Genomic DNA, 12,609 nt, shown 5'->3' on the forward strand with positions numbered 1-12,609 from the left:
GGCAATTTAACGCTTTACCGTAAGCTGACCGAGCCTGATTTTTAGGCTCGGTTGGTGGAAAAATCCCCACGATTATGATGGGGAAAAATGCACGATTATTTGGGGGATTTTTGCTTGACGAAATACACAATCTCCCGACGCGTAGCCTGCCGCGGGTAACAATCACTACGTTTACCTGTTCCGGCTGCTGCCAGACATCAAGAATAAAGGAACCGTAATTCCACATTTTATCTTGTACCCGCCATAAACTTTCGCTTCCCGTATCTTATTCAAGATAGACAATGAGACGTTGCCCGTTCGGCAATTGAAACGTCCCCATCCCGTCAGGACGCAAAGGCATCTGTTTTTTCCCTTTGTCCCCAAGTCGAGCATAACGTTCCTCCGCATAACGCGTCCCCAACCATTCCACCCAGCCTTCATGGCTTCGGGATAAGCTATCCCCGATAGAACGGATGAAGAATGCGTTCGTTCCGTAGCTATGCTCCAATTGTATAGGCATCTGTCCCCAAACTCGCGATTGAAACGTCCGATAATCACCGTCTGCAAAAGCGGCTTCTTTTGCTCCTGCAGGACACAATAAATATCCAATGGTATTTCCACGTATAAATGGGAGCTTAATCGGTCGTATCAGTTCCCGTTTCATCAGAAACGATCCAACACGATGAATTCTTGCTGGCTGGTATCCGAGCAACACAGCAAGCTGTTTAGGACTCAGTACATGATACCGATACAGGGCAAGCAAGATCGCCTTGCACGCTTCAGGACTAAGTGCAAGAATGAATCTTTGCACTTCCAGTTAAGCACAGTACGTTATGGTCGTTATAGAATCGGAACGAATCTGTATATGAAAAAGGATACCATTGAACCGGCATCCTTCTGAAAATTCTGGTTCGTTTTGAAATTTCACTCTCATAAATCCAACATATCTACGCACTCGATGTCAAAATTCACGTCTAAAACAACGGAATCCTTAATCAGAATGCTGAAAACAAAAGACTTCTAGATATCGATTCGTTGTAGCACTATTACGCATTCCAAATGCACCGTTTGTGGGAGCATAGGCTATTTGGCTCCCGTCTGCCGCGGCAAACTAAAACCTTGATTTACAAGGGATTTCTCCACTCTTTACAGAAACGAGGAGTAAAAGAAACTATTGAAGAGATAGAAAACACCTACAACTCTGTACTAAACAGAATTACTACATTTGAGAAGGAACAAGTTGAAGTCGATATTCTAAGTGATAGTTTTTTTGAAAGTAACTTTTCATTGCTTAAACAAGATAAATACAAGAAACTAGAATCTAAATACTTTACCGCATTTTTCCGCGAATTTAACAGTAACTCAAGACCTGTGGTGGGTATTTACCATCCTGATACTAATCAAATGCAAATTCTTTGTGTAAATCATATTAACAAAACTAAACGTGATTCTAGGTTTCTAGACTTAAAACAGTTTTCACACAACAGCCCTTATATAGTAGAAATTTTAGTAGGAATAAGCATCGCCTTGCCATTAATGAAAGAAATTAAGTTTCACCTAGATGAATACAAACTCAAGAAACTAAGCACACGCATAGATGAAGAAACAGCTACTCTTAATCAAAGACTTGAAGAAATATACAAAAAATTAGAGACCATATCAACTGATAAAGGTCTGACATCTATAGAAAATGTTAAAGATGAGTATTTAAAGTCCCACATTGAAGAAACGAAAAATAATAACGATAAGAAAATTAATGAACCGATAATAAAATATGACTTCCTTTTGACTAATATTATTATAAAAGAGTAAGGGACCCCCCTTACTCTTTTCCCGCCAATACATCTCATAACTATTAGTGTTACTTCCTAACTAACAGTGAGCAACACTCCACATGCACCGTCCAAGGAAACATATCCACCGGCTGCACCTCTCTCACCGTGTACCCTCCATCGGCGAGCTGCCGCAAGTCCCGCGCCAGTGTCGCGGGGTTGCACGACACGTAAACGATGCGCTCGGGGCGCATGGCGAGCATCGTGTCGAGCAGCGACGGCTCACAGCCTTTGCGCGGCGGGTCGACGACGATGACGTCTGGCACTATGCCCTGCTCGCGCCAGGCGGGGATAATTTCTTCGGCGCGGCCGACGGCGAAGTCGACGTTGCCGGCGCCATTCAGCGCGGCGTTGCGGCGGGCGTCGGCGATCGCTTCGCCGACGATTTCGACGCCGTAGACGCGGCGGGCCCGCTGCGCCAGGAAAAGCGAAATCGTACCGATGCCGCAATAGGCATCGATCACGGTTTCGCTGCCGCCAAGGGCGGCGTAGTCCAGCGCCTGCCGGTAAAGCTTCTCCGTCTGCACCGGGTTGACCTGGAAAAAGGAACGCGCGGAAATCGCGAACCGGATATCGCCGATATAGTCGTAAATATAGGCTTCGCCCCACAAAACGCGGGTAACGTCGCCGAAAATAACGTTCGTTTGCTCCGTGTTTACGTTCTGGCAAATGCTGCGCACGCCCGGAACGGTTTCGCGAATGCCACGGATCCACGATTCGCGATGCGGGATGACGTCGCCGTTCGTAATCAAAACGACCATAATGTCGCCGGTCGAGAAGCCAACCTTAACGACGACATGGCGCAGCAGGCCGCGATGTGTCGCTTCGTTGTAAGCTTCGATGCCCAGCCGCCGTCCGATTGCTTTGACCGCATTCACCACGGCGTCGCCCTGCTCGTGCTGGATGAGACATGCCTCCATGTCGATGATGTCATGGCTGTTCTGCGCGTAGAAGCCGCCGACCAGGCCGCCGTCGCGCTCGCCGATCGGTACCTGCACTTTGTTGCGGTACCGCCACGGCTCGTCCATCCCCCATGTCGGATGGACGACGATGCCCTCCCCGTTGCCATCATCCCGCACCGCAAACTTGCCGATCCGTGTCAAGCTGTCGACGACGGTTTGACGCTTCCAGCGCAGCTGCGCATCGTAGCTGAGATGCTGCAGCTGGCAGCCGCCGCAAGCGTCATAGATCGGGCACGGAGGAGCCACACGGTCCGGACTTGGTTCGAGCAAATCGACCAATTCCGCATAGCCGAACGACTTTTTCAGCTTGGTGACGCGGACTCGCACACGATCGCCCGGAACGGCCCCCCGAATAAAAAGGGTAAAGCCATTCGCACGGCCCACCCCTTCGCCATCGTGACTCAAGCCTATGATTTCCGCCTCGTACACGCCGCGCTCCTCGACAGGAAGCCCCTCCAGGCGAGCGCTGGCAACAGGAGCGTGTCCTCTGCTTTTCCCGCCCAGACCGCCGCGTCCCTTCTTGCCCTTGCCGCCGCCACCCCCGCTCATCGCGAACCTCCCGACCGCTTGCGGTACGAGGAGTTGCCCGATTCATCGACGATGATGTCGATGTGCGACGGGAGCAAGCTGAAGACGCTCGGCAGCGTGCCGCCGAATTCGCCGTCGAGGTTGATCTGCACGTAGTCGGGCGACGTTACCTGCAGTTGGCTCGTCTGGAAGTGAATGATGTGCGGGTCGTTCAAATGGTCGCCCCGCAGCGCCGCGCTGGCGATCCGGACGAAGTCGGCCAGATTGCACTTCTTCAGAATGACAACGTCGAGCAAGCCGTCGTTCAGGCTCGCATCCGGCGCAAGCTTCTCGAAGCCGGCCACGGAGTTGCTGTTCGCAAGCAGGAACAGCATCACTTCCTCGTGCATATCCATCTGCGGCGACTTGATGTACACCTCGATCGGCCGCAGCCGCGGCAGCTTCTCGAGTCCTTTCATATAATAAGCGAGCTGGCCGAGCATCGTCTTCAGCTTGCTGGGCACTTCGTATGTAAGTTCGGTCATCGAACCGCCGCCGGCGATGTTGATGAAGTATTTGTGGTTCATTTTGCCGACGTCGATCGTGCGCGTGAATTGTTTGATGATGATGTCGCAAGCCGCTTCCCACTTCTTCGGGATATTGAGCGCCCGGGCAAAATCGTTCGTTGTCCCCAGCGGCATAATCCCGAGCGGCGGCCGGTTCGGCTTCTCCGCCATGCCGTTGATCACTTCGTTCAACGTACCGTCGCCGCCCGCGGCGATAATCAGGTCGAACCCCCGCTGCACCGCATCCGCCGCGGCAAGGGTGGCGTCGCCTTCGCCGATTGTCGCGTGCGTGGACGTCTCCAGACCGCCCCGCTCCAGACGCTGCAGCACATCGGGCAGCCGCTTCTTCATTTCTTCCCGGCCGGAGGTCGGGTTGTAAATCAGTCTTGCTCGTTTGGCCATTCGTAAGTTCACCCGTTCACTTATGTTTGCCTCGGGGCGTGTCTGAACGCCCTAGCGTTCGGCGGCTTGCGCCGCTTCCAGCATCAAGGCGACGCTCTCTTCCATCCACCGCGACAGCAGCGGATGAGGCAGCAGCGCCCTGCCGTTATAGCGATACTCATATCCGGTCAACCGCTGCGGAACGACTTGCTGCGAAAAATACCCGCCGCTCAGAAAGAACGGCGCCACAATAACGGCACGCTCCGGCCATTCCGCACGCCAACGCGCCAGCACGCCCGGCGCCTCGTCCGGCAGCAGCATCGCTCCCTCCGCCACGGCATAACCGCCCAGCTCGCGCACCTGCTCCGCCAACCGGTCCAGCCCGTCGCGCCAGCGCTCGCGGAACCCCGGCTTGTCGCTGCCGTGGCCGACGACAAGCACCGCCTCGTTCGCCGGATCGAGCGACAAGTCTCGAATATGTTCGCAGACGATCCGCGCGATCGTTGGACAGCCATCGATCGGCGCCCCCCAATGGACGCGAGCCCGCCGCCGAAACGGCAGCAAATCCGTCTCCAGCTTCGGCGACGCCGTAACGCCAAGCGCATAGCCGATTTCGTCGAGATGGGTGCTGCCGGACGAAAGGAACAGCGGAATGACGAGCAAATCCGTCACGCCCTGCCCCTCCAGCGCATCGATCCCATCCTGGATGAGCCGTCCGTCCACCAACTCCAGAAACGAGGAATACACGGGCACGCCGTCCGGCTCCCGCATCCCGTCAACCGCGCCATCGACGAGCTCCACCCATTCCTTGCTGCGTGAACCGTGGCTGATCGTCAGAACGCCATATCGGGGCACGACGACACCTCCATACAGCGTCGGCGACAGCCCGCTAAGGGCGCCGCGGCGAAGAGTCTTATCTTTTTCCCAGCCCAGTTTCATCATGTAACTCCCATGCTACCGAATCGCAATCGTAAAGTCAATTACGCCCCGACGACCGCCCCGACGCAAAAATCCTACTCTACGACTAGGGCGTGTTTAAAAACCCGCTCAGGGGCATCTTGCACCGCCTTTTCGCCCCCTGCTGCGTCAGATTTGCTTGACTTACCCCCGGTAAGCCTGCGCAAAACTTCCTTGCGTGGAACAAAAATTCGGCACAATTTGCTTCCTTCGGAGTTCTCAAACACGCCCTAGAGCAGGATTCGCGAAACCGCAAGCGGATGGGTTGATTTACCGGCCGAGCCGTTCGAGCGCCAGCTTATAGCCGTCGTTGCCGTAGTTCAGGCAGCGCTTGACGCGGGAAATCGTCGCCGTGCTGGCTCCGGTTTCCGCTTCGATCTGATTGTACGTATTGCCCTTGCGCAGCATGCGCGCCACTTCGAGCCGCTGCGACAACGATTGAATCTCGTTCACCGTGCACAAGTCGTCAAAAAACACGTAACATTCTTCCACGTCCTTCAGCGTCAACACCGCTTCGAACAACTGATCGATCGCTTTATCGTTCAACTTCTTCAGCTGCAAGTCGTATCAACCCCTGATCCTGTCTGTTGTGTGTCTTACTTGCCCACTATCATTCGACATCGTTGAAACCGTTTCCTGCTTTACATGAGCAGAACGGTAAACGTTTTCCGCGTTACCATGCTAAATCATCCGGGTGCCATTCGTCGCGGCCGGCGGCAAAATGGGCGCCTCTCTCTGCCCGCTCGCCCAATAATCGTGACAAACGTCCAATCATGCCATCCGCCTATGACATAGATTATAAATAAAAAAGGGTTGTGAATCCAGTGAAACCTTACGATCAGGCTTATACGCGAGCATTTATGCCGGATGGGTACGGCGGCAATCCGTTCCCCGGAGGCAGACCTCCGGACGGATTGTTCCAGGGCGGAGGCGCTCCGTTCGGCGGCTTCGGCGAATATCCGGGTCAGTCGATCGTCCCGTCGGGAAACCCCGGTACGGGCCTCGGAGCGGCAGCGGGCGGCAGCACGGGTTCGTCGTTCAACATCGGTCAAATCAAAGGCATGATCGACCGGCTGGGCGGCATCGAAGGCATCATCGGCACGGTGTCGAAAATGCAGAAGGTGTTCTCCAGCATCCAGCAGATGGCGCCGATGCTGCGGCTGCTCGCATCCTCGTTCGGAAGCGCCAAAGCGGCGACGAAAGGCGTATCGACAGCGCGCAGAAGAAGCCGGCCGCGGCGCACCGGCTATTCGTCCGGCCGGACCGGCGGACGTCCGAGACGGCGCTGACCGCAGGCCGCCCGCACAAACGCCTCTTCCAAAGACGGTCGCCCCTCGCAGGGCGGCCTCTTTGCGGAGCGACACGATTTTGCCGCAAAGTGTTCATTTGTCACCCGTCGGGCGCGTTTGCTACAATGGGACTGTTCGGCAGGTGTTGCGCAGGGCGCGAACCGGACAAGCTTCGAAAGGAGATCATCCATCCCCATGAGCAAAAATATGAAAGCGCTGCTGATCCTCATCCTCGTGCTTGGCGTCACGACAGGGGTTGTGTTTCTGCAAGTATATGGAATAGGCAACCGCAACGAACCGAAATTGGGCCGCCCGGTGCCGTCCGACGCCGCGGCGCGCGCTTACGTGCAGGAGCATCAGTTGCTCGCCTCCGTGACCCGCACGGAATCGGTCGTCGCCAGCGGCCCGACGTACATGATCGTCACCGGCACCGACAGCGCCGGAGCGGAGAAATTCGTCTGGCTGACCGGCAGAGACAAGAAGATCGAGAACCTCGGCACGATCCTGGCCAAAGACGGCGTACCGCGCGAGCAAATTGTGGCCAAGCTGGCGGCGGATAACGTGCCGGAGAGCGAGATCCAGTATTTGTTCGTGGCGCCTTACGACTACAACTCGGGCAAAATCGTCTGGTTCGCGCAGGACAAGTCGGTGCGCCACCGGGTGTTCTGGTTCGACTTCAAGACGGGCGGGCTGATCCGCGACGACGTGCTCGACCCAACGGCATGGAGCTTGACGAAGGACTAATCCGGCGCCGGAAGGGGACACTATTCGTACCGAACGACGGTACCGGATAGGAGGTCCGCGAGTTGATGCACCATGTACTGGATTTTGTGCGCAGCCATTGGCTGTCGCTGTCGCTGCTCGTCGGGGCGGCGGCGGCAAGCTGGTATGTATACAAGCATCGGGATACGCTGCTGATCAAATGAAAAAGGACCGCAACCGGGGATAACGAACCGGGCGGTCCTTTTGTTGTTTCTAGACGAGCGCTTTGCGCGCAATGTCGGTACGGTTATGTTTGCCTTCAAAATGAATATCGGCCGCGGCGGCATAAGCGCGCTCGCGGGCTTCGGCGATGTCGCGGCCGCGCCCGACGACGCCGAGCACCCGGCCCCCGTTCGTGACGAGCTTGCCGTCCTTTTCGGCCGTGCCGGAGTGGAACACCAGCGCACGATCTCCAATCGCGTCAAGCCCTTCGATCGCGACGCCCTTCGTCGAAGACGCCGGATAGCCGGCCGATGCCAGAATCACGCATACCGCCGCTTCTTCGCTCCAGCGAATGTCGAGCTCGCCGAGCGTGCCGTCCAGCGTCGCCAGGAAAATGTCGAGCAGATCGGTCTCCAGCCGCGGCAAAATAACCTGCGTTTCGGGATCGCCGAAACGGGCGTTGAACTCGATCGTCTTGGGCCCTTGCGCCGTCAGCATTAGCCCGGCGTACAACACGCCGCGGAACGGCCGGCCTTCGGCCACCATCGCCTCCGCCGTCGGCTTCACGATCGTGGCGATCGCCTCGTCGACGACCGACTGCGGAATATGCGGCAGCGGCGAATACGTGCCCATGCCGCCCGTGTTCGGCCCTTTGTCGTCGTCGAACACCGGCTTGTGGTCCTGCGACGGCACCATCGGCCGAACCGTAACGCCGTCGACGAACGCCAGCAGCGACATTTCCTGCCCTTGCAGAAACTCCTCGACAACCACGCTGTTGCCGGAAGCGCCGAACGCCTTGCTGACCATAATTTCGGCGAGCGCCGCTTCGGCTTCCTGCAGCGTTTGCGCAACGATGACGCCTTTGCCCGCGGCCAGTCCGTCGGCCTTGATCACAATCGGCGCACCCTGTTTGCGGACATATGCCAGCGCTTCTTCGTAGTTGTCGAACGAGCCGTAAGCGGCGGTCGGGATGTTGTATTTGTGCAGCAGATCTTTCGTGAATACTTTGCTGCCTTCGATGATGGCAGCGTTTTTGCGCGGGCCGTATACGCGCAGCCCTGCGGATTCCAGATGGTCGACGATGCCCGCCGCCAGCGGATCGTCCGGACCGATCACCACAAGATCGATCTTCCGCTCGGTTGCGAAGACGGCAAGTTCGTCGAATTGATGCTCCTGAATCGGCACGAGTTCGGCCAAACCGCGCATGCCGACGTTGCCGGGAGCGCAGAGCAGTTGGCTGATTTTCGGGCTTTTGGACAGCGCCCACACGATCGCGTGCTCGCGCCCGCCTTTGCCCACTACCATAACACGCACTTGGCTTCCTCCGTTCCTGCTTGGGCGCAAGGTTACGCCAGTTTGTTGACGATGCGAATGTCTGCGGCGCCGCTTTGGCGATCGATCGTTTTGACCAGCAGCGAAATGCGGTTCTCTTCGTTCAGGCGGCTCCAGTACGTCTCCACGTTGGCTTCGATCGTGTCGTGCAGCGGCACGAGCACCGGCTCGCCGGCAAACGAAGGCAGCGGGCTGCCGTCTCCCTGATACGTATGAATGAGGTGCCCGAAGCCGGGAATGCCATGCTCATAATGAAAAAAGTGGCGCTGCGTCTGCACCGGATCGTTGTGCAGCGACTTGAGAATCGACAGCTTGTACGCGCAGTGCTCGTTGCCAAGCTCGACAAGACCGGAAATGCGCGGCGTGTAGTTCGGCGCGTCCGGCTCGTAGGTGCGCGTCGTCAGCGCGTCCTCGAACGTGCCGCCGGCCGTCAGCGCTTCGTGGATCGTGTCCGTCTGGTCGCCGTTCGTTACGATATGCGACCGTCCGGTATGACGCACCGGGTAATAAATGATCAGCGAAGGATCGGAAAGCTTGGCCGGGTCGGCCGCTTCCGTGCGAACGAAGCCGTTGTCCTCGCGGACGAAGATGCGGTTGCGGCTGTTTTCGCTGCGCCCCATGATCCAGTACACTTGCACGAGTCGCGTGCCGTCCGGCGTCAAGCCGATGACGATGCCGCGTCCCGGGTACGCGTTGCTTGCCAGCCGCTCCAGGCTGCTTTGCGCTTGCGCGCTCCATGTCGATGACAAAACCGTTGCCCCTCTCTAAGAATCCCCACAAAGTGGAGTTTATTCTTCGATGCGTTTTCAGGTACTTTGCGAGGGCCCCAAAACGCGATCTTTCTGTCGAAAAGAGGGCCGCGAATCGTCCCGCCTTACCAAAGGAAGGCCGGGCGATCCGTGGCCGCTGTGAATTTTAGTGATGGAACAGCCGAACGCCGGAGTAGCACATGACCATATCGTACTCGTCCGCCGCTTGCACGACTTCTTCGTCGCGCATCGAGCTGCCTGCCTGCACAACGTATTTGACGCCGCTGCGGCTGGCGCGGTCGAGGTTGTCGCGGAACGGCAGGAACGCGTCCGAGCCGTACGCTACGCCTTGCAAACCGCTCAGCCACTCGCGCTTCTGCTCGCGCGTCAGCCGCGGCGGCACTTCCGCGAACGCCTTCTCCCACGTCGCCTGCTCAACCGGCGTCAGCTCTTCTTCGAGCCACAGGTCGATCGCGTTGTTCTGCTCCGCGCGGGCGAGCCCTTCGCGGAACTTCATGCCGAGCGCAATCGGGTGCTGGCGCAAGTACCAACGATCGGCCTTGTCGCCCGCCAGCCGCGTGCAGTGGATGCGCGACTGCTGGCCGGCGCCGATGCCGATCGTTTGCCCGCCCTGCGTGTAGCAGATCGAGTTGGACTGCGTATATTTGAGCGTGATGAGCGCCACGAGCATGTCGCGCTTGGCTTCTTCGGTCAGCTCCTTGTTCTTCGTCACGATCTTCTCGAACGATGTGCCGTCCAGCACGCCGTTGTTGCGCTGCTGCTGCATCGTAAGGCCGAACAAGGTGCGCGTCTCGATCTCGTCCGGCACATAGTCCGGGTCGATCTGCAGAATCAAGTACTTGCCGCCCTTCTTCGCCTTCAGCATCGCCAGCGCCTCTTCGGAGTAGCTTGGCGCCACGACGAGGTCGGACACTTCGCGCTTCAGCAGCTGCGCGGTGGAAGCGTCGACTTCGTCGCTAAGCGCGGCGGCGTCGCCGAACGACGACATGCGGTCCGCGCCGCGGGCGCGCGCATAGGCGGTCGCCAGCGGCGACAGGTCGAGTCCTTCGACGAAGTAAGCTTTCTTCAGCGTGTCGCTCATGGGCGCGTATACGGCGGCGCCGGCCGGGCTGACATGCTTGAACGAAGCGGCAGCCGGCAGCCCGGTCGCCAGGCGCAGCTCGCGCACGAGCTGGAACGCGTTCAGCGCGTCGAGCAGGTTGATGAAGCCGGGTTCGCCGTTCAGCACCTTGATCGGCAGCGGGCGGCCGCCGTTCGACAGCTTCGCTTCCTTCTGGTGCGGATTCATCCCGTAACGCAGGAGCAGTTCGGTGTTCTCGCTCATCGGTTTCGATTCCATCCTTGTCCTTATTGGGGTTTGGTTGCTTCTTCGATCCGCACATGCCGGCCATCGAGCCGGACGCGGCCCGCCTGGATCCAGCCGATCACCTGCGGCAGCAGCTCGTGCTCCGTGGCATGGATCGCCGCCTCAAGCGTTTCGAGCGTGTCTTCCTCGCGGATCGGCACGGCGCGCTGGGCGATGATCGGACCGCTGTCCAGGCCGCCGTCGACCACATGCACCGTGACGCCGGTCAGCTTCACGCCGTGGTCCCATGCTTGTCCGATCGCATTGACGCCGGGAAAGGCCGGCAGCAGCGAAGGATGCACGTTGATCATCCGGCCTTCGTACGGCGCCAGCAGCGTATCGGTGATGATGCGCATGTAGCCTGCCAGCACGATCAGCTCGACGCCGAGCTCCGCCAGCAGTGCGGCGATTTCCGTTTCGTACGCTTCCTTGCTCGCATACTCCTTCGGGCGAAACACATGCGCGCGAATGCCTGCGCGGCCGGCCCGCTCGACGACGCGCGCTTTCGGACGGTCGCAGACGAGCAGTTCGACCGTCGCCTCCAGCTTGCCGGCCGTTACCGCGTCGACAATCGCCTGGAAGTTGCTTCCGCTGCCGGAAGCGAATATCGCAATGCGGAGCGGATCCATTACACCACCGCTCCGTTAAAGGTGACGACCTGCTCGCCTTCGGTTACGGTGCCGATGCGGTAAGCCTGCTCGCCCAGGCTGCTTGCCAGCGCCAGCGCTTCCTCCGCCTGTTCGGCCGGCACGATGACGACCATGCCGATACCCATGTTGAACGTGCGGAACATGTCGTTGTTGCTGATATTGCCGTCCTTCTGCATCAGTTCGAAGATCGGCAGAATCGGCCACGAGCCGTAGTCGATCTGCACGTTCACGCCGGCCGGCAGCACGCGCGGAATATTTTCCAGGAAGCCGCCGCCCGTAATATGCGCCATGCCTTTGACCTGCACCTTGTCGATCAGCGCCAGCACCGACTTGACGTACAGGCGGGTCGGTTCAAGCAGCACTTCGCCCAGCGTGCGTTCGCCGAGCGCTTCGATATGCCGATCCAGCTTATAGCCTTTTTGCTCCAGCAGCAAGCGGCGCACCAGCGAAAACCCGTTGCTGTGCACGCCGCTAGACGCCAGGCCAAGCACCGCGTCGCCGGGGCGGATCGAACGGCCGTCGATAATTTTTTTCTTGTCGACGATGCCGACCGTAAAGCCGGCGATATCGTATTCGCCATCGGCGTACATGCCCGGCATTTCCGCCGTTTCGCCGCCGATCAGGGCGCAGCCCGATTGCACGCAGCCTTCGGAGATGCCGGCGACGATCGCTTCGATTTTCTCCGGCACGATGCGGCCGGTAGCGAGATAATCGAGGAAAAACAGCGGCTCCGCGCCTTGCACGACCACGTCGTTGACGCACATGGCGACGGCGTCGATGCCGATCGTGTCATGCTTGTCCATCAGGAACGCCAGCTTCAGCTTCGTGCCGACGCCGTCCGTGCCCGACACGAGCACCGGCTCCTCGTACTTGTCCTTGTTCAGGCCGAACAGTGCGCCGAAGCCGCCCAGTTCGGTCAGCACTTCGGGGCGGAACGTGCGTTTCACGTGCTTCTTCATGCGCTTGACGGCTTCGTTGCCAGCGGCGATATCGACGCCCGCTTGTTTGTAAGCTTCCGACACTGGATACCCTCCTAAAGGTTTTGCGATGCTTCCCGAACACACTGCTTTGCGAGCAAAAACTTGCATCGGAAGCATAATCTTAATTTAACAGCC

At 58.2% G+C, this 12,609-nt stretch carries 14 protein-coding genes; 3 read left to right on the forward strand and 11 right to left on the reverse strand.

The features are described from left to right. Together EXY20_RS39620 and EXY20_RS36555 are read right to left on the reverse strand one after the other, a co-directional pair. Positions 1-226 (reverse strand): hypothetical protein (locus tag EXY20_RS39620; protein WP_207671398.1); only part of this gene is annotated, 226 nt, incomplete at its 3' end. 39 nt (positions 227-265) lie between these two features. Continuing rightward, complete coding sequence (locus EXY20_RS36555; protein ID WP_135557379.1) at positions 266-643, reverse strand: hypothetical protein; 378 nt, start codon at positions 641-643, stop codon at positions 266-268. Positions 644-1,038: 395 nt separating this feature from the next. Here EXY20_RS36555 and EXY20_RS36560 point away from each other — a divergent pair, with 395 nt between their 5' ends. Then, the gene (locus EXY20_RS36560; protein WP_135557380.1) at positions 1,039-1,791 is read left to right on the forward strand and encodes a hypothetical protein; all 753 of its coding nucleotides are present in this window, start codon (positions 1,039-1,041) and stop codon (positions 1,789-1,791) included. Between the two features lie 49 nt (positions 1,792-1,840). On the opposite strand, the gene rlmD is transcribed toward EXY20_RS36560, so the two are convergent. The 4 genes from rlmD to EXY20_RS36580 form a co-directional block, all read right to left on the reverse strand. Further along, complete coding sequence (rlmD, locus tag EXY20_RS36565) at positions 1,841-3,322, reverse strand: 23S rRNA (uracil(1939)-C(5))-methyltransferase RlmD (RefSeq protein WP_135557381.1); 1,482 nt, start codon at positions 3,320-3,322, stop codon at positions 1,841-1,843. Then, positions 3,319-4,248, reverse strand: coding sequence for a diacylglycerol kinase (locus tag EXY20_RS36570; RefSeq protein ID WP_135557382.1), 930 nt, complete (start codon positions 4,246-4,248; stop codon positions 3,319-3,321). The genes rlmD and EXY20_RS36570 overlap by 4 nt, the downstream gene beginning before the upstream one ends. Positions 4,249-4,299: 51 nt before the next feature. Next, positions 4,300-5,166, reverse strand: coding sequence for a sirohydrochlorin chelatase (locus tag EXY20_RS36575; RefSeq protein WP_328592622.1), 867 nt, complete (start codon positions 5,164-5,166; stop codon positions 4,300-4,302). A gap of 288 nt (positions 5,167-5,454) precedes the next feature. Continuing rightward, a complete protein-coding gene (locus EXY20_RS36580) occupies positions 5,455-5,745 on the reverse strand; it encodes a YerC/YecD family TrpR-related protein (RefSeq protein WP_135557383.1) in 291 nt (96 codons plus the stop codon). A gap of 263 nt (positions 5,746-6,008) precedes the next feature. Between EXY20_RS36580 and EXY20_RS36585 the strand changes: the two genes are divergently transcribed. Both EXY20_RS36585 and EXY20_RS36590 read left to right on the forward strand, forming a co-directional pair. Next, the gene (locus tag EXY20_RS36585; protein WP_135557384.1) at positions 6,009-6,473 is read left to right on the forward strand and encodes an aminotransferase; all 465 of its coding nucleotides are present in this window, start codon (positions 6,009-6,011) and stop codon (positions 6,471-6,473) included. A 195-nt stretch (positions 6,474-6,668) separates the two neighbouring features. Further along, positions 6,669-7,217, forward strand: a complete 549-nt coding sequence (locus tag EXY20_RS36590) for a hypothetical protein (RefSeq protein ID WP_135557385.1) — start codon at positions 6,669-6,671, stop codon at positions 7,215-7,217. 231 nt (positions 7,218-7,448) lie between these two features. Here EXY20_RS36590 and purD read toward each other — a convergent pair whose 3' ends face one another. The 5 genes from purD to purM all read right to left on the reverse strand — a co-directional run bounded on the left by purD (position 7,449) and on the right by purM (position 12,516). Next, positions 7,449-8,711: a phosphoribosylamine--glycine ligase gene (purD, locus tag EXY20_RS36595; RefSeq protein WP_135557386.1), complete on the reverse strand. Its 1,263-nt coding sequence runs from the start codon at positions 8,709-8,711 to the stop codon at positions 7,449-7,451. Between the two features lie 32 nt (positions 8,712-8,743). After that, positions 8,744-9,478 carry an IMP cyclohydrolase gene (locus EXY20_RS36600; RefSeq protein WP_135557387.1) on the reverse strand — a complete coding sequence of 245 codons (735 nt, stop codon included), beginning with the start codon at positions 9,476-9,478 and terminating at the stop codon, positions 8,744-8,746. Between the two features lie 166 nt (positions 9,479-9,644). Then, positions 9,645-10,823, reverse strand: coding sequence for a phosphoribosylaminoimidazolecarboxamide formyltransferase (locus EXY20_RS36605; protein WP_235886378.1), 1,179 nt, complete (start codon positions 10,821-10,823; stop codon positions 9,645-9,647). A 23-nt stretch (positions 10,824-10,846) separates the two neighbouring features. Beyond that, positions 10,847-11,473 (reverse strand): phosphoribosylglycinamide formyltransferase, encoded by a 627-nt coding sequence (gene purN, locus EXY20_RS36610; RefSeq protein WP_135557389.1) that lies wholly within the window; start codon positions 11,471-11,473, stop codon positions 10,847-10,849. Then, positions 11,473-12,516 carry a phosphoribosylformylglycinamidine cyclo-ligase gene (purM, locus tag EXY20_RS36615; protein WP_135557390.1) on the reverse strand — a complete coding sequence of 348 codons (1,044 nt, stop codon included), beginning with the start codon at positions 12,514-12,516 and terminating at the stop codon, positions 11,473-11,475. The genes purN and purM overlap by 1 nt, the downstream gene beginning before the upstream one ends. Positions 12,517-12,609: the final 93 nt, after the last annotated feature.

It is taken from the genome of Paenibacillus cymbidii, from assembly GCF_004764705.1.
Taxonomy (GTDB): domain Bacteria; phylum Bacillota; class Bacilli; order Paenibacillales; family NBRC-103111; genus Paenibacillus_AN; species Paenibacillus_AN cymbidii.

Excerpts from the sequence above, each read along its gene's own strand:
- EXY20_RS36555 (WP_135557379.1), bottom strand. The coding sequence starts at position 643 with ATGAAACGGGAACTGATACGACCGATTAAGCTCCCATTTATACGTGGA.
- EXY20_RS36560 (WP_135557380.1), top strand. The coding sequence starts at position 1,039 with ATGCACCGTTTGTGGGAGCATAGGCTATTTGGCTCCCGTCTGCCGCGG.
- rlmD (WP_135557381.1), bottom strand. The coding sequence starts at position 3,322 with ATGAGCGGGGGTGGCGGCGGCAAGGGCAAGAAGGGACGCGGCGGTCTG.
- EXY20_RS36570 (WP_135557382.1), bottom strand. The coding sequence starts at position 4,248 with ATGGCCAAACGAGCAAGACTGATTTACAACCCGACCTCCGGCCGGGAA.
- EXY20_RS36575 (WP_328592622.1), bottom strand. The coding sequence starts at position 5,166 with ATGAAACTGGGCTGGGAAAAAGATAAGACTCTTCGCCGCGGCGCCCTT.
- EXY20_RS36590 (WP_135557385.1), top strand. The coding sequence starts at position 6,669 with ATGAGCAAAAATATGAAAGCGCTGCTGATCCTCATCCTCGTGCTTGGC.
- EXY20_RS36605 (WP_235886378.1), bottom strand. The coding sequence starts at position 10,823 with ATGAGCGAGAACACCGAACTGCTCCTGCGTTACGGGATGAATCCGCAC.
- purN (WP_135557389.1), bottom strand. The coding sequence starts at position 11,473 with ATGGATCCGCTCCGCATTGCGATATTCGCTTCCGGCAGCGGAAGCAAC.